The organism is Edaphosphingomonas fennica, from assembly GCF_003034225.1.
GTDB classification, from domain to species: domain Bacteria; phylum Pseudomonadota; class Alphaproteobacteria; order Sphingomonadales; family Sphingomonadaceae; genus Sphingomonas_E; species Sphingomonas_E fennica.
Genome location: NZ_PHHF01000087.1, coordinates 1 through 18,654 on the forward strand (window position 1 = coordinate 1; position 18,654 = coordinate 18,654).

An 18,654-nucleotide genomic window follows, 5' to 3' on the forward strand; every position below is an offset into this window, starting at 1 on the left:
CCTCCGCCCTTCACCGACACCCCAACAACCGATTCTCATCTTGATTGTCGCTACGCTCGCATCCTGTCAGTCGCCGCGCACTGCGAGGTTGCCTTGCCTGTCCGGGGCTGATCGTTCCGCTTGATGTCGAGCGGTTCGCGCGCGTGCTGCAAGCTCGCCGGCATCTTCTCGACGCCCGCGATCAGATCGATCCGGCTCGCTGGGCGTTGTTCTATGCGCCCAGCTTGCAGGTGCTCGAACATGATCTTCTTCCGGCGTTCCCGCCCGACTTGAGGGAGGAGGCAGAACAACGGGCCGCGATGCTCCCCGATCTCCCGGAACTGGAATGAGCGTTCCGCTCCTCGCCTTGCCGCAGGCCTCGCTGCGCGTCTCTCCGCACTCGATGTTCGGCGACGACCATTGGCAGATGGCGACAGGCGTCGTGGGTCAGCGGGACACCACCTTCCGCGTCGACTGGGGGTTCACACTGCCCGACGGAAGCCGGTTCAACGAGCCGCATTGGCGGACGCTGCGCGAGGCGAGCAAGCATCTGCTCTGGTCGTTGCACAGCGATCCACCTCCCGGTCGATCCGCGCTCTCGTTACGTTCGCTTGGAACGCAGGGAACGCTCCAGCGGGTCGTGCTGGAATGGATGGCGGGCCGCGGCCTGGCTCGATGGTCGGAACTGGATGACGAGGCCATCCGGCATCTATTCGATGATCTCGCCCAGCGCCCGAGAGACAATGGCACGATGGCGCTATCGACCGCGAGCAACTACCGCACGCTGCTGCGGGCGTTTTACCAACAGCGTGAGAAGCTTCCCGACACCCCGAAATCCGCGCCGCCTGCGCTCAATGAGCTGGGCCGTTGGCGCCCGGTCGAGCGGTGGCCCTATACGCCTGATGAAATCGCAATGCCGCTCGTTGCGGGAGCGCTCCATCTCATCGGCGAGCCAGCCGATACCATCCTTCATATGCGTGACGACATACAGGCGCTGCACGATGCGGCTTCCGCAAAAGGGCATGCAAAACCGGGGCGTTCCAGGCGCATACGCCGATACCTGCACGCTGCTCCACCGATCGAGTTTGTTCCTGGGCAGGCTCAGCCGCTGACGGTCCAGCCGATGCTCACCTTCAATGGCATGGTGGCCCGTCTCTACGAGGCTTGCTTCATTGTCCTCGCCTATCTCGTTGGGCCGCGCGCTTCGGAAATCCTATCGCTGGAAGCCGGTTGCATCGAGCGGGTGCAGGGCGAGCAGCAGAAGATGTTCGCCTATCTGACCGGCACGATCCGAAAGGACGCTCCAGGAGACGGAGTGCCGCATCGCTGGATCGCCCCCGAACCCGCCGTTCGCGCCATCGAAGTTCTTGAGCGCCTATCGGCACCATGGCGAGCGATCGACGGCCGACAATATCTCTGGCTGCTCCAGGTCCGCCCGGGGAGCGCGATCCGAACCTCGGCATTGCCGATCGAGCCGCTCACCAGTTCGGCTATGAATATACGCCTGAATGACGGCATTGGGGCCGCGCTTCGCCTTCCCGAAATCAACGGTGAAAGCTGGAGGCTTGCCACCCACCAGGGCCGCAAGACCTTCGCGCGGTTCGTGGGCCGGCGCGACAGGACCGGTCTCGCGGCATTGGCCAAGCATCTCGGGCATGTGACCCGCGCCATGACCGACCGCGCCTATGTCGGCACGGACTTCGAGCTGGTTGAACTGGTCGACGCCCAGGCGGCACGAGAAACCCGCGCCGCGCTCGAAGAGTTGCTGGTCGCGCCTCGCCTGGGCGGCAAGGCGGGGCGCGATCTTGCGGCGCGATCGCCGTTCCGCGGTCGCACGCACGATGGCGACCTCGATGCCTACATCACCCGCCTGTTGGCCGATACCGACATCAGGCTCGGCGTCTGCGACTGGGGCTACTGTCTCTACCGTCGGGAGACGTCTGCCTGCCTCGGGTCCGACAAAGAGCCCAATCCCGTTCTCCGCACGCAGGGCACATGCGTCACTTGCGCGAACTTCGCGGTGAGCGAACGTCACAAGCCGGTCTGGGAAGCCCGCCTGAAACGAAACCTGGCTCTCCTGGAAAGAACCGACCTTGACCCTGAAAGCCGAAATCTGGCGATCACGCGGGTCGAGGAGAGCCGCCGCGTGATCGACGATCTCGATTTGCAGCCCGCCGATGGCAACCTCGGCTGATACGCCCCAAGGGCGTCGCCGCGAGCGGGTCGCTACCCGCCTGCGGGAAGCTCTCGCCGTGTTGCGCGCCGATCCTGAATCCGAAATCTCCGTTGCGGCGCTGGCCCGGCACGCCGGCATCGGACGCAATGCGCTCTACACCAATCATCGCGCTGTGCTTGAAGATCTCCGTGCCCTTCAGGCTGAACGATCTCCGGCTTCGGGTCAGGATGAGGTTCCAAAGCTGGATGGAGGAAAGGGGGAGGCGGAGGTGCGGATCCGGGTGCTGGCCACCGAGAATGCCTCTCTCTTGCGGCGCGCGTTGATCGCGGAGAGCCGCGCGAAGCGGTTGGAGGAGCGCAATGCCGACCTTGTCCGCGAGCTTCGGGACCGACGCAATGTTGCTATGCTGCCGATCGCCCCGCCGAATGCGTCCGAAGAATAGCCGCGCGCGGGGCTAACCAGACGTCCGGTTAGCGAGCGCGCCCGAAAACCCTTCAAGGTCAGCCAACTGGACCTAATCGGACAGGCCGAACCAGACCTAAGATCTTGATCATGACGAAACCACCACCCCGTGGATCGAGCAATGGGCTGCCGACATCTATCGCGAGCGCATGACGGGCTGAGCCTCGGATGGGACTGAAAAAACTGGAGAACGCGTTAGAGGACCAATGCGGAAGGAAACAGTATGCAGGCTTGGACGATTCAGGACGCAAGGGTGCGCTTCAGCGAGATGCTTCAAGCATGCACGGTGGACGGACCCCAGATGATCACCAAGAGAGGTATCGAGGCGGCGGTTCTGGTGCCGGCCGCCGAGTGGCATCGACTTCAGAGCCGCGTGCGGCCGACACTCAAGGAACTCCTTCTGGCGCCCAGCGGACGGGGCGATCTCGTTATTCCGCCAAGGGGGCGGGGGACACGCCGCCCGACGTCCTCCTACTGATGTTCCTCCTCATCACCGATATCGTTCACGTCACCATGTCGCTTCTGGCTGTCGTCGACAGCGCGCCGCTGACGAGACCAATGCGTCTTGGCCCGCAGCCAGAGAAGAGAGGGGATGCGAGGGCAACCTGACGGGAGTTAGAGCTCCTGCAGATCGAGGAGCCCCCATGCCCCACTCCTTCATCGTCACCGAGCGGATACCCGCTCGCTCGAATCGCGCGGAGGTCCGCAATCCGATCCTGACATTGCCTGCGGTCGCTAAGCTGCGGGCGCTCGACCCTGATACGCGCGCACTGCTGCAAGACTTACTCCTCGAATTGCAGCAGGATGCGCGGCAGCGCGCCGAAACGAGCTGGCGCAGCCGCAAGCCGCCGCTCGCCTCGTACTGGGCGGCCTGCGGTGTCTATGCGGGTCACATTGCCCGCGCCATCGGACCCGGCGCGGGCCGAATCCGATCAGCCAGGCGGAGATGATCGCAAGGGCGCTTCGATTGCACACCTTAAGCGCTCTGCAGGCTGCCGTCATTGGTTGACACGATCCGGGGCGCCTCGGCGGGCCAATCTCCTGTTTCGAGGACGGGTAGCCTCTCGAAACCCGCGAGATCGAGCGTGAGCGAGAGTCGCTGCGCGCCGAAGCAGACGACGTCGCAAGGAACGGCGCGCAGCGTCTCGTCGATCCCGCCAATTCCGCCCCGAGAGATGACCACATAGCTTATCCTCGCCGAAGAGGACTCGACCAAGGCTTCGACCGCGCGCCCGATACGCTGTCCGTGGCAGTCATCGACCTCCATGCCGGCAAGCCCCGTCGCGGTGAACAGGTCATCGCTCGAACATCGGCGGCTGGCCTTCTCGGCGGACTTGCCGCCCTCTTCATATCTGCGCTGCTCACCCAGCCATCGCCACGCGCCCACCATGTTCACGACGGTTAGGAAGCCGTTCGTCGCGAGCAGATTGGTTTGCCCGGTCGAGAGACCCACCAGCGACCAGCAGATCGATCCGATCGTGAACACGAGGAACCCCGAGCCCGTGACCTTCGCCCCGAGATTGGCCGCTGTCATCATCGCGGCGATCATCGTTGCGATCGGAGCGATCCAACCCGCGATATCTTCCATCCAGTTCCTCCGCCGCCCCGGCTCCTCGCTTCGCGAGGACGCAATACACTCTCGATCGCTTGCTGTCGTCTTTCGGCGACGGGCCCTTCCATCCCGCCGGGCGGAAAAGAGGGAAGGGGGACCGGGGGCGCGAGCGGAAGGACCGCTCGAGATTCTCGGAGGACCCCATGAGTTATGACGTGGCATTTCGCTATGCCCAGGCGCTCGATCCCAGCGCACTGATCACAATCGGCACCACGCTCCATGCCATCCAGGCGGCGATCACCGATTGCCGCAACGCCGGCATCGAGGTCGAAACCGACCCTGCCGTCATTCTGCTCGTGCGCCATCTCTCGCAGGTCTGTGCCGATCGGCCAGCTGATGCGGAGCTACGCCGCGAATGCATGGCGCGGATCGCGGACCTCAAAAACCGGCCAATGCTCAAGACGCTCGCCCTGCGCGGCGTCGCCTATGACGAGCCTGCCAAGCGCCTCTTCCATTCCGAAGGCCGCGCCGCGATGCGCCGCCTTGCCGACGCGCTCGGCCTTGAGGAGGGAAGCTTCGACATCCGCTCCAACAAGGCGGGACCGGCGGTGTCGGGCGAGATCACGCTGCATGCCGACATGCTCTGGGTCCAGTTCTCGCTCGGGCCGTTCGGGCCCGACCGCGAGGTCTGCTTTCGCAAAGTCCGCGATCGCCAGGATTATATCGGCGAACGCAACCATTGGGCGTCTGTCCGCGAACTGGTCGAGCCCGATCGTTTCGCCGCGCGCATCCGCCGCGATCTCAATCTCCCCGCCGCCATCCCCGCCGCGCCGCGGCTGGTCGCCTGAGGGAGGCGCCGATGCGTATCCTTCTCACCCGCACCCGGATCGGCATGGAACCACCCAGCTACTCCTTCCGGGTCTATGTCCCCTTCACCGAGATTTCGCTCGAGCGCCAAGCGCTGATCTCGATGCACTCCGACTACGGCATGGGTGCCGGCCTCCTTGCCCGGCTTCCGGACGTCATCGCGCCGATGTCGCATCTCGAATCCGCGCCGGGCCTCGATAAGCACAACCTTGGCAAGCGCATCGATGGCGTTGCCGATCGCCTGGGGGCGATCCTGCTCGGACAGGTCTTTCCCGAGATGGCGGAGCGAACCGTTCCGTTCCGTCTCAGCGTGCCGGCCGGCCCCGCCAATGCACGGCTCTTTGCAACGATCGACAACCTGTCGGGACGCTACGAGCCGCTCTCGCGTGCGCTGGAGAACCTCACCGCTGAGGGCCTCGGATTTCACCGGGAGAGCGACCGATGATCTCGGAGCCGTTCGATCCGGCCGATGAGGCCACCTGGATCGCTCGTGGCCGCCGGCCGGACCACGCCGCCATCCTGGCCGATGCCTGGCGGCGTTTCCCGGACCTGCCCAACGAGGCCGATCGGGAAGCCAGGGGCGCGCGGATGCGGCAGCGGGCGCTCGCGCTGCGTCCGGTCATGGACGCCATGTCTAAAGCCGCCGATGCGGAGCGTCAGGACCGCAATTTCGCCTTCACCGAAACGCGGATTGCCAGCGGCAAGGGCGACGATCGCGATCGCGCCATCCTGCGCGCGCGCAACCTTCATCGCTACGACTGGGACCGGGCCGTCCGCTACGCGTCGGGATGGTATGCCGCCACCGCCGGGTGGGAGCCGGAGGCACGGCGAGGGCAAGGCGAGACGCCCGCGACCCTGGCCTACGAGCAGGGCTTCGCCGATGGCGGCGGCAATCGCGACGACCTCTTCGATACCGCGCGCCGCGCCTACGACGCAGCTTCGTTGCCCGAGGCGCAGCCGGTTCCCCCCACAGGGCGGCCGCTGCCGAGCAACTGGCCCAAGCCGACCGACGATCCGCTCCCCACGCGGTGGGCGCGTCGCCTCCTTATCCTCGGCGCGCCCGAAGCGGGATGGATCCGCGAAAGCGCGGCCGAGCAGATCGAGTCCCCGCTCCTGCTCCCAGCTCTCCAGGCGAGCGAGGGGCAAGACGAACTCGCCATCCTCGTGATTTCGAGCACCGGCTTCCATGCGCTCCAGAACTCCATGCCAGACGCGGCCGCGATCGAGTCCTTGAGCGGCGACGCTGTCTCGTTTGATCCCCAACTGGAAGACCAGCTTCGCAGCCTTCTCGCTGGCCGAGATTTCGACGATATCCTGATCGCCGCCCAAGGCGACTATCTCGCGCTCCTCGACCTGCATGCGGTGGCGCTGCCGCTCTGCCGGACCATGGAGCGCACCCGCAACACCTTGCTGCAGCAGCGCGCCCACTTCCGCATCTGGCTGGATCGCGGGCTCATGCCGGGAGAAAGCCTGGGCGCCGGCCACATCCGCTGGGGCAAGGCGGTGAAGGGTCTCACCGGCAAGCTCGGCGAATTCACGGCCCGTTATGCCGGGAAGCAACCCGGCGGCGGCCACCGCATCACCGTCGAGACGCCGGACGGGCAGCTTGCAAACGGCTATGTATCGGCCCGCGGCGAACCGCTGTCCCCCGAGACCGTCATCGGCAACCGGGCTCATCTGCGCAAGGCGATGGCGGCCCGCCTGCGCGCCTTCGGTGGAGCCACGCGGCTTGTCGCAAATCGCGCGCCTGATCTCCTCGACCTTGCCACGGCCTGATCCCGCGCGCGTGCAAGGGGAGGGGGTGTCCGGGAAATGTGCCGGCGGATTGAGCGGCCGGTGCCCGCATTTTCGTCCACTTACAGGAACCCGACCCATGCCCGAAACCAATGTCGTCTGGCGCCCTGCCGCCGCCCCCGCCGACGCCAGGCTCCTCCCGCAACTAGAGCACCTCTTCGTCGCACTCAGCGAGAGCGAATATCATGCGGCCACAATCCTCGCGTTCGATCCCGACGCGCATCTGTCAGCAGGCCAATTGGCGGCGGATGATCACGAGCCGCGCGACCGCCTTCTCGCCGGCGATGCGATGAGGCTGCGCGGCTGGATCATCCTTGCCCGCGCCTGCTGCGAGGCCAAAGATCAACATGACGACAGGGCGCGTCTGGAAATCTTTCTCGCCGAGCGCGCGATGCCCGTCGAAACAATCCTCAAGCCCGAGATCGGTGCGCGTGTGCGTCTCCGGCGACATCCGCGCGTCGGCGGGGACCGCTATGCCGGCCGCGAGGGCGTGATCGTGAAAACGCATTTCGCGGGCTTCTACGTAAAGCTCGACATGACGCCGCGTGAGCGCAGCCAGAAGACCGAGCTGGTCGAGACAGACTATCTCGAAGTCCTGACTCAGCCCGCGACCGCCTGAATTCGCGCCCATCGCGGAGGAGGATCTCATGATCGATGCTTCAGACTTCTACGCCGCCATCGAGCGCAACATCGCGCGGAGCGGTCAGCATCTCTTCCTGATCTTCGCCGACGGCGAGACGCCCGCCTTCGCCTACAGCATCGGGAACGCGCTGCAGGGCCTGCCGGAACTCCTGCTCATCGGCAACTTCTCGCCCCGCTTCGCCGGCTCGATCATCAACGAGCTCGGCCGGAAGATGCGCGACGCGCGCAGACCGCTCGAAGGCGACATCGACGTTGGCGGCCGCTTTCCTGCCCGCGTGCGGCAAGCCTCGGCCCAGGCCCGCCAGCGCTTTACGCTCCAGGTGGGGCGCTACCTTCGCCACGAGGAATATGACGTGCTGCAGGTGCTGCTCTGCGATCCGGACGGGGTCTATCCAGGCGAACCGGGCTGCGCGCCCGCCTACGACGTGCCGCTGGCCTGAAGTTCGCCGCTCGCCGCCCCCACACTATTGGCGAGGACCTACAGGAATCCCTCGGTGCAAAAGCGAAGGAGCTTCGCTCGTGAACCCCGCTCTCGCCAATGAACTGGCCGCCCGCGCCGCCGATGGCTGGCATCCCGTCACGCTCAGCGAAATCAAAGCGCAATTGCGCGGTCTGGGCTATGCGCTCGATCGCACGCTGGACTGCCGGTCCACGGCCCAGATCATGACCGGTCCACGTGCCGGCAAGACCTACCCTACGCTTTCGACCGGCATCAAGGAGGCCGACACCGGCCGCAGCGCGTTCCATATCGAGGCTCGGCGCGACGCCAAGTTTCGAGCGCTGCAGGAACTTCGCTTTGACGTCGGCCTCTATGCCGTCCTGGGCGGCGCGATCATGGATCTCTGATCCTGGGCCGATCGGTCCAGCATTCCCGGGACAAGGGTCGTCGAGCGCTTCGACCCTGGCCCACACCCCCAATTCCTCATCTGGAGACCGATGATGTCGGAGCCCACTCATTTCGTTCACGTCTATGCGACCGTCCGCGTCAAGATGGCCGTCACGGCCGCCAGTCACGAAGACGCCATGCGCGCCGCCGACGAGGCCCTGTTCGCCAGGGGATTCGGCGTGCGCTTGATCCCGATCGCCGAGGGCGCGCTCGACGCCGACTATGCCGAGGAAGTGACCGGCTATCTCGTCGACGAGGCCGGCGACACGGAATACCTGCGCAGCGCGAATTATGGCCACGACTATGCGCCCGACTGGGGCATGCGTAGCCGCTCGAGCGAATGACCTGAAAGCTGCAACATTCTCCCGCCAAAGCGGCGGGCAGGCTCCACAAACCCGCATCTTGACGATTTCCCGGATTTTCCCTATATTCCATATTACCGGGCAGATACGAGCCCTCATGATCCGGGAAAATCGTAAAACATAGTCGGGACGGTAAATCAGTACGAAGGCGCGACAGATATCCCAAGCGGTGGATCAGAAAATTCGGCCTAAATCGTTGGTAGTTATATCCGAACCTATTTTCGCACAGGCATCACTTCCGGACGTAGAGATTGGAGCCCAAAGCTCATGGCGAAGAGCATGGAAATCGTTCCTTCAGGTGAATTGCAGAAGCAATTCGGCCGCTACTCTGACGAGGCGATGATCCGTCCCGTCGGCGTCAGCAGGAACGGGCGGTTGCGTTTCGTCATGGTTCCTATTGACGACTATGAGCGCCTGCGTCGCCGTGAACGAGTTGCAGGCCGTGCGGAGGATTTGGATGAAGAAACCCTCGACGCGATCCGGGCCGTCGAGCCCGCGCCCGAGTGCGACGAAGCGGAAGCTCGACTTAGCGCTTCCTAAGCCGGGCGAGGTTATCAATTACAGCTATCTTTGGGAGTACGAATACAAGGACGGTCGCGACGAGGGCGTCAAAGATCGCCCCGTTGCCGTCGTGCTAGTCACCCAATCCGACGATGGGTTCGATCAAGTTCATGTCGTGCCCATGACGACCCGGCCTCCCACCCGTGGTCAGCAAGCGGTGGAAGTTCCCCAGGCAGTAAGACGTCAGCTTGGTCTCTCGGGCGAACGCTCATGGGTCATCGTCACCGAATGGAACAGGTTCACTTGGCCTGGTTACGACATACGGCCGGTGCGCGGCCGAGAGCCGTCGATAAGTCATGGCTTTCTCCCCTCGGGACTCTTTCGACAGATCCGCGATGCCCTGATCGCTGCGGCGATCGGACGACCTGTCGATCGAGATCTCTGAGGCCGTGCGCCGCGCACGACGATGAAAGGCTGCAAAGAAGCGAATTGGGGAGGTACTGAACGTGGACAATGAGGATCGCGCACGCGGCACATCGGATCGGCGCATCGCGCTTCTCATCGATGCGGATAATGTCTCCCACACGAAGATCGCGGCGATGCTTGCGGAGCTCTCCAAATACGGCACCGCGAACATTCGGCGTGCCTATGGCGACTGGGCCAAGCCGGGCCTCAAGGGCTGGACCGACAAGCTGCACGATTTCGCGATCCGGCCAATCCAGCAGTTCAGCTATTCGACCGGCAAGAACGCGACCGACATCGCGCTCGTCATCGACGCGATGGAACTGCTTTATACGCAAAAGCCCGACGCGTTCTGCATCGCATCGAGCGATGGCGACTTCACGCCGCTGGTCATGCAGCTCAAGGCCAATGGTCATGAGGTCTATGGCTTCGGCGAGCGCAAGACGCCCACGCCCTTCGTCAACGCCTGCACCACGTTCCTCTATCTCGATGGTCTCGAGGATCCGAGCCAGCCAGCGGCACCTGGCGAAGCCCCCGACACGCCTGTCGCGGCCAAAACCGAGACCAAAGCCAAGGCTAAGCCCAAGCCTTCGGCCGCCAAGGCCGCGGAAAAGACCCTGGCACAGAATACCAAGCTCGTGACGATCCTGCGCGGTGCCGTCGAAGCTTCCGCGCGCGAGGATGGCTGGGCGCTCATGTCCGCGGCGGGCAGCGCTGCGAAGCGCCAGGCCCCCATCGATCCTCGCAACTACGGCGTGAAGAACTTCACGGCGCTCTTCACCGCGACCGGGCTGTTCGAGATCCTCAAAGGCGAGAACGGACAGAGCTACGTCGCCGACAAGCGCAACAAGGATCGCACGCCACGTCCCGGCGGGTGATGCTCCCGGCGCGCCGATAGCGAACACAGGCGCCGAACGAGCAAAGGGAAGGGGGATCGAGTGGGCGGAGGCCAGACAGGCCGAGCCCAGGAGATCCCATCATGGCAACAGTCGTTTCGATCGACCCTTCCGCCGATCAATGGTCCGTGCCGATTGGCAAGCACAGCCGCGGCGCGCTCATGCTCAATCTCGAACGCCTGCTCGCGGGCCGCTTGCTGATCCAGGGCAGCAGCGGCGCGGGCAAGAGCCGAACCTTGCGCAAGATCATCGAGGAGGCCTTCGACTTCACGACCATCGTGCTCGTCGACCCCGAGGGCGAATTCGGCAATCTCGCCGCGCATATCGGCGCGACGTCGCTCAAGGGCTGCGAACTGACGTCGGACGGCCTGACGGCGGCCGCCGCGCGCGCGCGGCAACACCGGCTCTCGCTCCACGTAGATCTCACCGATCTCGACCCCGACCAGCGCATCATCAAGGCGGCCGCCCTGTTCGCCGGGCTGATCGGCGCGCCGCGCGAGCATTGGAGCCACACCGTCCTCGTCTGCATCGACGAGGGCCATCTGCTCGCGCCGCATCATGCGGGATCGGCCCGTGACGCGGAGACCCGCCGCCTCGGTGTCGCAACGCTCACCGACCTGTGCGCCCGCGGCCGCAAGCGCGGCATCGCGCCGGTCATCGCCACCCAGCGCCTCGCTAAGCTCTCCTCCTCGGTGATTTCCGAGCTGCAAAACTTCCTGGTCGGCCTCAACGTCTTCGACCGCGACATCGCGCGCGCCGCCGACCTGCTCGGATTCTCCGCCAAGGAAGCCGACCGGCTGCGCAAGCTCGCGCCCGGCGAATTCTTCGCCATGGGTCCGGCCATGTCTCCGCTCCCCGTCCTGGCCCACATGGAAGAGACGATCACCGAGCATCTCGGGGCGACACCCCGGCTGACCGCCGCCGCCGCGATCGACAGCGACGAAGCCGAAAGACTGCTCGACCTCTCCGCCCTGCGCGAGGTTTCGAGCGGCGGCCGTGACACCACGCTGACCCTCAAGGGCACGCGGGCGCTCGACGCGTTCCTCCTCGATCCATCCGCGCCGCACGCGGCCTCGATCATCGGCGCGCTCAAGCGCATCGCCCCCAACGCAACCACGGCAGACGACCTCTCCGGCCACCTCGGCTGCCCACGCGAGGCCATCGACAATGCGCTCGACATGCTGGCTGCGATCGCGGCAGTCGATACCATGCCGCGCGGGGAGGACCGCATCGCCCGGCTGCACGCACGGCTCAGGGCCAAGATCAGCGACATACCCGTGGTGGCGCTCGCATGAAGCCGCTCGATCTGGGCGCCGATGTCGTCGAGCTCGCCGCCGCGCCAGGCCCATTCACCCGACCCCAGCCGCTGCGCGAAATGGCCTATCGTGCCGATGCCTGGACGCCGGCCGAAACCGAACGGCTCCGGACGCTCTTTCTCGACGACACCGCGATCGCCGACATGGCCCTTGCGCTTGGCCGGGGCAGGGCGGCGGTCGCCGAACGGATCGCTCTGCTCGGGCTTCGTCGCAACTCGGCAAGGGCCTGGACCGAACTCGACGATGGCGAGCTGACCCGCCGCTATGGCGGCGAACCGACCGCGACCATCGCTTCCGATCTCGGGCGGTCCTGTTCGGCGGTCTATGCCCGTGCGCGGATTCTCGACCTGACCGAGGGCAATCCTCCCGAATGGTCGCCCTGGGAAGATGCCCAACTCGTCGAAGGGTATCGCCGCGGCGTGCCGCTTACCCAGATCGCGACGCTGATCGGCAGACCCTTTGGCGGCCTGTCGAGCCGGGCCGGCACCCTCGGGATCGTCCATGCGAACCATCCGCCCGATTGGTCCGCACAGGAAACGGCGCGCGCGCTGGAGCTCGCCGAAGCAGGCCACCGCTATACCGCGATCGTTGACATGCTTGCCGGTGAGGGCTTCCCGCCGCGCACCATCCGGGGCTTCGGGCTCGCGATCCGCAAGCTCGGATACGGCCGGGGCTGGGGTCGGGCCTGGACGCCCGAAGAAGACGCACTCCTCCAGAAAGCCTATGGCGAGGGCACCAGCCTGACGCCGCTGCGGCGGCAGCTCGGCCGCACATCCGGCTCGCTGCGCCACCGCGCCGAATATCTGGAGCTGCGCGGTCGTCATGCCAACCGCAACGGATGGCGCGTCGGTCCGGACTGGACCGATGCCGAGGAGACGCGGCTGCGCGCGGACTATGGCCGTGTTCCGACCAAGCTTCTTGCCGCGCGCATGGGCCGGACCAAGGCTGCGCTCACCTCGCGGGCAAGCAGCCTCGGGCTCGTCCACGGCTACATCCGGCCGTTCAGCGACGAGGAAACGCGCGCCCTCGACATCGCTTTCCGCACCGGGGTTTCGATCGCGGATCTCGCCGTCGCTCTCGACCGCAAAGCCATGTCGCTCAGCAAATATGCGACCAACCACGGCTACCAGTTCGGGCGCAGGCCGAGACGCACCGTGACACTGGAGGCCCTGCTCGCCGCGGCGTGATTCCGCCGCCGCCAGCCGGCTTTCTCGGACCATTCACTCAGACAAAACGCATCCGCTTGCCCAGCGGGCCTGCGCTCGGGAAATCCTCATGCCGCCCCAGGATCGATACATCAGGAACGTCCTCAAGCTGTTCGAGGCCCATGGCCATCGCCACGATTGCTACACGCTGTTCTCCGATTGCATGGAGCTCATCGCGATCAGCATCTCGAACAGCGTCGACATCCGTTCGCGCGACCATCGGGAGGCACGCTATCTCGAGATCGTCGGCCGCTATGATCGCCCTACGGTCGAGATGTTTCCGCGTATCCTGGGCGAGATCACCATGGCGCTGGAAACCGCGCCGGGCGATGTTCTGGGCAGCATCTTCACCGCGCTCGAGATCCACAACAAGAGCCGGGGCCAGTTTTTCACGCCCTATCCGGTCTGCCAGATGATGGCCGAGGTCACGCTTGGCGATGCCCAGAGCGCCCGGGCGTTGATCGCCGACAAGGGCTATGTCCGCGCGATGGAGCCCGCCTGCGGCGCCGGCGCTATGGTCATCGCGCTCGCCCAGACGATGCTCGCCGCCGATATCAACTACCAGCGCCATCTTCACGTGACCGCGGTCGATATCGACCCGCGCGCGGTCCACATGGCCTATATCCAGTTCTCGCTGCTCCACATTCCGGCCCACGTCATGGTCGGCAACTCGCTCAGCAACGAGGTTCGCGAGCACTGGTTCACCCCGGCCCATATCCTGGGCGGCTGGGGTGCCCGGCTTGCCAGCCAGCAGCCTTCCCGAAACGAGCCGATATCGGGAGGGCCGGTGGAACCGCGCGCCGGCCCACTGCCTCGCTTGCCGCCCCCGCAGCCCCCCGCACCTGTAGCCGCGGCACCAGTCCGTGCCGAGCAGCTCAGCCTGTTCTAGCCCCAGGCGTTCTTCGCCGCCACATAGCTGCCGACCACGATTACCACCGCGGCGAAGACCTTTTCGAGCAGGCCCTTGTGCGCCGACAGGCCCCGGCCCGCGGCGATGCCGATCGCCGATCCGGCCATCCCGCCCACGACGAGCAAGGCTGCGATCCGACAATCGACGAGGCCGGACAGCGCGTAGGACGCCGCCGTGGTCAGCCCGAGCGCGGAAACGACCACCAGCGACGTGCCGACCGCGATCTCGACCGGCATGGCGGTCGCGGCGATCAGGGCCGGAACGATCAGGAAGCCGCCGCCGATCCCGAAAAAACCTGCCGCCAGCCCCACGCCGAGCCCGGCCGGGACGAGACGCGGCAGGAGTTCACGCGCGCTGGCGCGCGTCAATCGCACCCCTGGAAACTCCGGTCGTCGCCGCTTGCGCAGCATCGACAACCCGACCCCGATCATCACCAGCCCGAACAACGTCAGCAGGCGCCCCCCGTCGAACGCCTTCCCGGCCTCGGCGCCGATCGCCGCGCCAACGACCCCCGCCGCCGCGAAGACACCGGCGCAGCGCCATTTCACATTTCGCGCCCAGGCATGCCCGGCGAGGCTCGCCAGCGCATTCGCCGTCACGCCGACCGCCGCGGTGCCGATCGCCATGTGCGGCGAGCGAAGCCCGACCGCGTAGACGAGGAGCGGTAGTGCGAGGATCGAGCCTCCGCCTCCGACCAGTCCCAGAACGAGGCCGATCAGAACGCCCGAGCCGAGCGCGGCAAGGTCGCCAAGTCCCACCAGGATCAGGCCAGTCCGCGGTTCCACGGCATCCGCCGGAAGAGATGGGCGAGCCCGCACCAGCCCGTCGCTCCGGCGAACATCAGTCCGGTGCCGACGAAAGCGGACAGCAGCAGGAAAGCCGGTATGACGAACACCCCCAGCACGACCCCGAGCAAGACGAGGCTGCCGGCGGCAAGCTGCACCTGGCGTCCGATCTCCAGGGGCTGCCCGCGATCGATCACGGTCTCGAAGCCGCTCGCCTTCCACGCGTCGAGCCCGCCATCGAGCACATGGCAAGGCGCGCCCTTTGCCGCGGCCTCCAGGGCCGGTCCGCAGCCCTTCGTTCGCATTCCCGACCGGCAGTGGAAGATCAGCGGTCCGCTTGGCAGGGCCTGCGCGCCGAGGTCGGCGAGCGGAAGGTTGACGGCGCCCTCAATGCGCTCGCGCGCATATTCGTCCCTGCCTCGCACATCGATCAGCGTGGCTCCGCCCTGCAGGGCGGCACGCGCCTCAGCGGGGGTCATCGATCCGACGGCCATGGTCTCACTCCTTGCAATATAGGTCGTAGAGGCTCGCGAGCAGCGCCTGGACGCGCGGATCGGCGATCCGGTACCAGAGCGTCTGGCTCTCGCGCCGGAAGCTCACCAACCCCTCGTCGCGCATCCTCGCGAGATGTTGGGACAGCGCGGACTGCGACAGCCCGACATCGACCGCCAGATCGCCGACGGTCCGCTCGTCATGCTCGACGAGCTTGCATAGGACCATGAGCCGGCGACCGTTGCCGATCGCCTTCAGCACATTGGCTACGCCCTCCGCCTTTCGCTCGAAGCTGGCGAGATCCATCGGCGCTTTCAGCATCGCAGCTCACTCCATTAGGAGTTGCTAATGTAGCAGATGCTTATATATTAGCAACAGCTAATGGAGGTCCGAATGCACGTCGATCCCGTCATCGAAGCCTTTTTCGACGAGGCGACCAACACGGTCAGCTATCTCGTGGCCGACTCCGGGACCGGCATGGCTGCCGTGATCGATCCGGTGCTCGATTTCGACATGGCGAGCGGGGAGGGCGATGTCCGATCGGCCCAGCGGATTCTCGATCGAGTGCATGAGAAGGGCTGGCGGATCATCGCGGTGCTCGAGACCCACGCGCATGCCGATCATCTCTCGGCGGCGCCTTTCATCAAGGCCCGCACCGGCGCGTGGGTCGGAATCGGCGAGCATATCCGCGACGTCCAGCATATCTTCCGGCCGGTCTTCGCACTGGACGATCTCGTCCCGGACGGTCGCGACTTCGACCGGCTGCTGCGCGACGGCGAAACCTTCGCCGTCGGCGATCTCACCATCGAGGTGCTCCACGTCCCCGGCCATACGCCTGCCGATCTCGCCTATCGGATCGGCCCCAACCTGTTCGTCGGCGACACGCTGTTCATGCCGGACTATGGCACGGCGCGCGCCGATTTTCCCGGCGGCGATGCCCGCACCCTCTTTCGCTCGATCCGCCGCGTGCTGACCCTCCCCGACCAAACCCGCCTGTTCATGTGCCACGACTATAAGGCGCCCGGCCGCGACGACTATCGTTGGGAGACGACGGTTGGCGAGCAACGCCGGGCCAACGTCCATGTTCACGACGGCGTCGATGAAGACGCATTTGTCGCGATGCGCGAGGCGCGCGATGCCACCCTGGCGGTGCCCCGGCTGCTCCTCCCTTCGATCCAGGTCAACATTCGGGCCGGCCGCTTTCCAAAGGCGGATGCCAACGGCGTCAGCTTCCTGCGCATCCCGGTGAAAGACCCGCGTCACGTCCTGACGCTCGTGTGAATACCGGCCTGTAACGCTGCTCGAAACACCCTCCGACTTGCCCGCCACTATGTTCAATAGTGCTCACTTTGGCCGCAATTTTTGTAGCTTTCCGCAATAATCGCGCTATGGGGCCGCATGAATTCCAAGGACACGCTTCAGCTTGATTTCACGCGGTCGCACCGGCGACCCGTGAGCCCGGAACCGCGCTCCTGGCGCGGGTTTCGGGCCGAGCGGATCGTGCTCGATTCCGACGAGCCCTATGAGTTCCGGACGCTCGGTGCGACCCACTATCTCGCCCTCCACGACATGCGGCTCGACGACGGCGAACTCTACATCGATGGCCTGTCGCCCGTGCGCCGGACCGATCTCCGCGACACGCTCACATACGCGCCGCGCGGCTGCACCCTCGCGGGCTGGGCCAAGCCGCGCCCCGGCCCGAACAGCTTCACAGCTTTCTATTTTGAGCCGGAACAGGCGGCCGACGGCCTCGACGCGCGATATGCACGGCTCGACCCGCGCCCCTTCGCCTATGCGCGCAACGCTGCGCTCTGCGCGACCATGAACAAGATCAAGGACGTCGTCTCTTCCCCCGATGCCGACAGCCTCTATGCCGAGGCGCTCTGCCTGACGGCCGCAATCGAGATACTCGGGGTCGAACAGCCCGCGACGCTGGGTCAGTTGACCAAGACCCAATTGGGCCGGGTGACCGACTATGTCGGCGCCAATCTCCACAGGCCGATCAGCCTCGACGAACTGGCCGGCGCGGCCGGCCTCAGCCGATCGCACTTCTCGCGCGCGTTCAAGGCGACGACCGGGCTGGGGCCTTACCGCTTCGTCACCGGCCGGCGGATCGACCGCGCACGAGCCCTGCTGGCACATAGGGACGGGCCGGGCATCGGGGCGATCGGCCAGGCGGTCGGCTTCGCGAATGCCGGCGTCTTTCGCCGCGCCTTTCTGCAATCCATCGGCATGACACCCCAGCAATATCGCAAGGAGCGATGCTGACCGGGGGGCATTCAGTTACGCGTTCAAGGGGGGACAGTGACCACAGACAGTTCATCAGGCTCGTTGCTCGGCTGGCTCGGCTTTCGCGGTTCGCGCGCTGGGGACAAGACCGGCGCCGCGGCGGCAGGGCGCGGCGGCAATCCCGCCACCAACATATTCCAGCAGGCACGCGCGCATCTGCTCGACGAGATCGGGTCATTCCTGCTTGCCTACGAGCTCGACATCACGCCGAATAATCTGATGGCCGCGCATGGGGCCTTCTCCGGATCCAATCCGGGCTTGGCCCGCCAGATCGCGCATCAAGTCGCCTCCGGCATAGGGATTACCCAGCAGTGGCTCGATGAGGTCACCGCCGCCGACCAGGTGGTCGACAAGCATGACGGAATCGAATTCCTGATGACCAAGCTCGAGACGACGCTGGAGAATTTCTCGAAGAACACGACCGCCGCTCGAAGCGCCACCTCGGACTATAGCGACGAACTCGAGCAGCACGTCGCCGAACTGGTTCAGGTCCAGGAAACCGGCCACATCATTTCGAGCCTTGCCGATCTCGCCAAGGCGATGCTCGAACGCACCCGTCACCTCGAGGCGGACATGCGTCGCAGCGAGGACGAGGCGACGACGCTGCGCCGCAACCTCGAAAAAGCCAAGCGCGACGCCGAGGTCGACCATCTCACCGGCCTGCCCAACCGCCGCGCCTTCGAAACCGTCCTCGACCGCGAGCACAAGGAAGCCAGGGCCGCGCTAGACCCGCTCGTCGTCGCCTTCTGCGACATCGATCATTTCAAGCTCGTCAACGACACCCATGGCCACGACGCCGGCGACCGGGTCCTGCGGCTCATCGCCGAAATGCTCTCGGAGATCTCCGACGACAATTGCCATGTGGCCCGGCATGGCGGCGAAGAGTTCGTCATGCTCTTTCGCGGCGCGACCCTCAGCGAGGCCAGATCGCGGCTGGACGATGTCCGCGAAAATCTCGCGGACCGGAGGCTGGTCAACCGCAAGACCGACGAACCGTTCGTGCGCGGCGACAACTACGATGGCCGGTTGAGCGGCGACTATGATGGCCGGTAGGATCGGTTGTCTGGTCTGATCGTAG

The 18,654-nt window shown here is 65.6% G+C and carries 24 protein-coding genes; 20 read left to right on the forward strand and 4 right to left on the reverse strand.

Features of this window, described 5'->3' with window-relative positions; all coding sequences use genetic code 11:
* Nucleotides 1-44 precede the first annotated feature (44 nt).
* The 5 genes from CV103_RS22275 to CV103_RS21895 all read left to right on the forward strand — a co-directional run bounded on the left by CV103_RS22275 (nt 45) and on the right by CV103_RS21895 (nt 3,567).
* On the forward strand, nt 45-329 hold the full coding sequence (locus CV103_RS22275) for a hypothetical protein (RefSeq protein ID WP_146163472.1): 285 nt from the start codon (nt 45-47) through the stop codon (nt 327-329).
* Nucleotides 326-2,173 carry a site-specific integrase gene (locus tag CV103_RS21880; RefSeq protein WP_245897014.1) on the forward strand — a complete coding sequence of 616 codons (1,848 nt, stop codon included), beginning with the start codon at nt 326-328 and terminating at the stop codon, nt 2,171-2,173. The genes CV103_RS22275 and CV103_RS21880 overlap by 4 nt, the downstream gene beginning before the upstream one ends.
* A 58-nt stretch (nt 2,174-2,231) precedes the next feature.
* A complete protein-coding gene (locus CV103_RS21885; protein WP_232333044.1) occupies nt 2,232-2,597 on the forward strand; it encodes a hypothetical protein in 366 nt (121 codons plus the stop codon).
* 243 nt (nt 2,598-2,840) lie between these two features.
* Nucleotides 2,841-3,095, forward strand: coding sequence for a type II toxin-antitoxin system Phd/YefM family antitoxin (locus CV103_RS21890; protein WP_107396231.1), 255 nt, complete (start codon nt 2,841-2,843; stop codon nt 3,093-3,095).
* 166 nt (nt 3,096-3,261) lie between these two features.
* Nucleotides 3,262-3,567, forward strand: a complete 306-nt coding sequence (locus CV103_RS21895) for a hypothetical protein (protein ID WP_107396232.1) — start codon at nt 3,262-3,264, stop codon at nt 3,565-3,567.
* A gap of 26 nt (nt 3,568-3,593) precedes the next feature.
* Here CV103_RS21895 and CV103_RS21900 read toward each other — a convergent pair whose 3' ends face one another.
* Nucleotides 3,594-4,205, reverse strand: coding sequence for a hypothetical protein (locus tag CV103_RS21900; protein WP_107396233.1), 612 nt, complete (start codon nt 4,203-4,205; stop codon nt 3,594-3,596).
* Between the two features lie 167 nt (nt 4,206-4,372).
* Between CV103_RS21900 and CV103_RS21905 the strand changes: the two genes are divergently transcribed.
* The 12 genes from CV103_RS21905 (at nt 4,373) to CV103_RS21965 (ending at nt 13,989) form a co-directional block, all read left to right on the forward strand.
* Nucleotides 4,373-5,017 (forward strand): hypothetical protein, encoded by a 645-nt coding sequence (locus CV103_RS21905; protein WP_107396234.1) that lies wholly within the window; start codon nt 4,373-4,375, stop codon nt 5,015-5,017.
* An 11-nt stretch (nt 5,018-5,028) separates the two neighbouring features.
* Nucleotides 5,029-5,481, forward strand: coding sequence for a hypothetical protein (locus CV103_RS21910; RefSeq protein ID WP_107396235.1), 453 nt, complete (start codon nt 5,029-5,031; stop codon nt 5,479-5,481).
* Between the two features lie 143 nt (nt 5,482-5,624).
* Complete coding sequence (locus tag CV103_RS21915; RefSeq protein WP_342749187.1) at nt 5,625-6,812, forward strand: hypothetical protein; 1,188 nt, start codon at nt 5,625-5,627, stop codon at nt 6,810-6,812.
* A 97-nt stretch (nt 6,813-6,909) separates the two neighbouring features.
* The gene (locus CV103_RS21920; RefSeq protein WP_107396237.1) at nt 6,910-7,449 is read left to right on the forward strand and encodes a hypothetical protein; all 540 of its coding nucleotides are present in this window, start codon (nt 6,910-6,912) and stop codon (nt 7,447-7,449) included.
* Nucleotides 7,450-7,477: 28 nt separating this feature from the next.
* A complete protein-coding gene (locus tag CV103_RS21925) occupies nt 7,478-7,912 on the forward strand; it encodes a DUF4262 domain-containing protein (RefSeq protein WP_107396238.1) in 435 nt (144 codons plus the stop codon).
* A 79-nt stretch (nt 7,913-7,991) separates the two neighbouring features.
* Nucleotides 7,992-8,318, forward strand: a complete 327-nt coding sequence (locus CV103_RS21930) for a hypothetical protein (RefSeq protein WP_107396239.1) — start codon at nt 7,992-7,994, stop codon at nt 8,316-8,318.
* A gap of 90 nt (nt 8,319-8,408) precedes the next feature.
* Nucleotides 8,409-8,702 carry a hypothetical protein gene (locus CV103_RS21935; protein WP_107396240.1) on the forward strand — a complete coding sequence of 98 codons (294 nt, stop codon included), beginning with the start codon at nt 8,409-8,411 and terminating at the stop codon, nt 8,700-8,702.
* A 285-nt stretch (nt 8,703-8,987) separates the two neighbouring features.
* Complete coding sequence (locus CV103_RS21940) at nt 8,988-9,260, forward strand: type II toxin-antitoxin system Phd/YefM family antitoxin (RefSeq protein WP_007015504.1); 273 nt, start codon at nt 8,988-8,990, stop codon at nt 9,258-9,260.
* Nucleotides 9,261-9,727: 467 nt separating this feature from the next.
* Nucleotides 9,728-10,561: an NYN domain-containing protein gene (locus tag CV103_RS21950; protein ID WP_107396241.1), complete on the forward strand. Its 834-nt coding sequence runs from the start codon at nt 9,728-9,730 to the stop codon at nt 10,559-10,561.
* Between the two features lie 101 nt (nt 10,562-10,662).
* Nucleotides 10,663-11,874: a helicase HerA domain-containing protein gene (locus CV103_RS21955; protein WP_107396242.1), complete on the forward strand. Its 1,212-nt coding sequence runs from the start codon at nt 10,663-10,665 to the stop codon at nt 11,872-11,874.
* A complete protein-coding gene (locus tag CV103_RS21960) occupies nt 11,871-13,082 on the forward strand; it encodes a hypothetical protein (RefSeq protein WP_107396243.1) in 1,212 nt (403 codons plus the stop codon). Before CV103_RS21955 ends, CV103_RS21960 begins: the two co-directional genes overlap by 4 nt.
* A gap of 88 nt (nt 13,083-13,170) precedes the next feature.
* Nucleotides 13,171-13,989 (forward strand): N-6 DNA methylase, encoded by an 819-nt coding sequence (locus CV103_RS21965; protein WP_237365923.1) that lies wholly within the window; start codon nt 13,171-13,173, stop codon nt 13,987-13,989.
* On the opposite strand, the gene CV103_RS21970 is transcribed toward CV103_RS21965, so the two are convergent.
* From CV103_RS21970 to CV103_RS21980, 3 genes are read right to left on the reverse strand one after another with little or no spacing between them, the layout of a single operon-like run.
* A complete protein-coding gene (locus CV103_RS21970; protein WP_237365924.1) occupies nt 13,986-14,795 on the reverse strand; it encodes a sulfite exporter TauE/SafE family protein in 810 nt (269 codons plus the stop codon). The genes CV103_RS21965 and CV103_RS21970 overlap by 4 nt on opposite strands.
* Nucleotides 14,774-15,289, reverse strand: coding sequence for a rhodanese-like domain-containing protein (locus CV103_RS21975; RefSeq protein ID WP_107396244.1), 516 nt, complete (start codon nt 15,287-15,289; stop codon nt 14,774-14,776). The genes CV103_RS21970 and CV103_RS21975 overlap by 22 nt, the downstream gene beginning before the upstream one ends.
* Before the next feature lie 4 nt (nt 15,290-15,293).
* Complete coding sequence (locus CV103_RS21980; RefSeq protein ID WP_107396245.1) at nt 15,294-15,608, reverse strand: ArsR/SmtB family transcription factor; 315 nt, start codon at nt 15,606-15,608, stop codon at nt 15,294-15,296.
* A gap of 72 nt (nt 15,609-15,680) precedes the next feature.
* Between CV103_RS21980 and CV103_RS21985 the strand changes: the two genes are divergently transcribed.
* From CV103_RS21985 to CV103_RS21995, 3 genes are all read left to right on the forward strand, one after another.
* The gene (locus CV103_RS21985; protein ID WP_107396246.1) at nt 15,681-16,568 is read left to right on the forward strand and encodes an MBL fold metallo-hydrolase; all 888 of its coding nucleotides are present in this window, start codon (nt 15,681-15,683) and stop codon (nt 16,566-16,568) included.
* 117 nt (nt 16,569-16,685) lie between these two features.
* On the forward strand, nt 16,686-17,555 hold the full coding sequence (locus tag CV103_RS21990) for a helix-turn-helix domain-containing protein (protein ID WP_107396247.1): 870 nt from the start codon (nt 16,686-16,688) through the stop codon (nt 17,553-17,555).
* Between the two features lie 36 nt (nt 17,556-17,591).
* Nucleotides 17,592-18,629: a GGDEF domain-containing protein gene (locus CV103_RS21995; protein ID WP_245897015.1), complete on the forward strand. Its 1,038-nt coding sequence runs from the start codon at nt 17,592-17,594 to the stop codon at nt 18,627-18,629.
* Nucleotides 18,630-18,654: the final 25 nt, after the last annotated feature.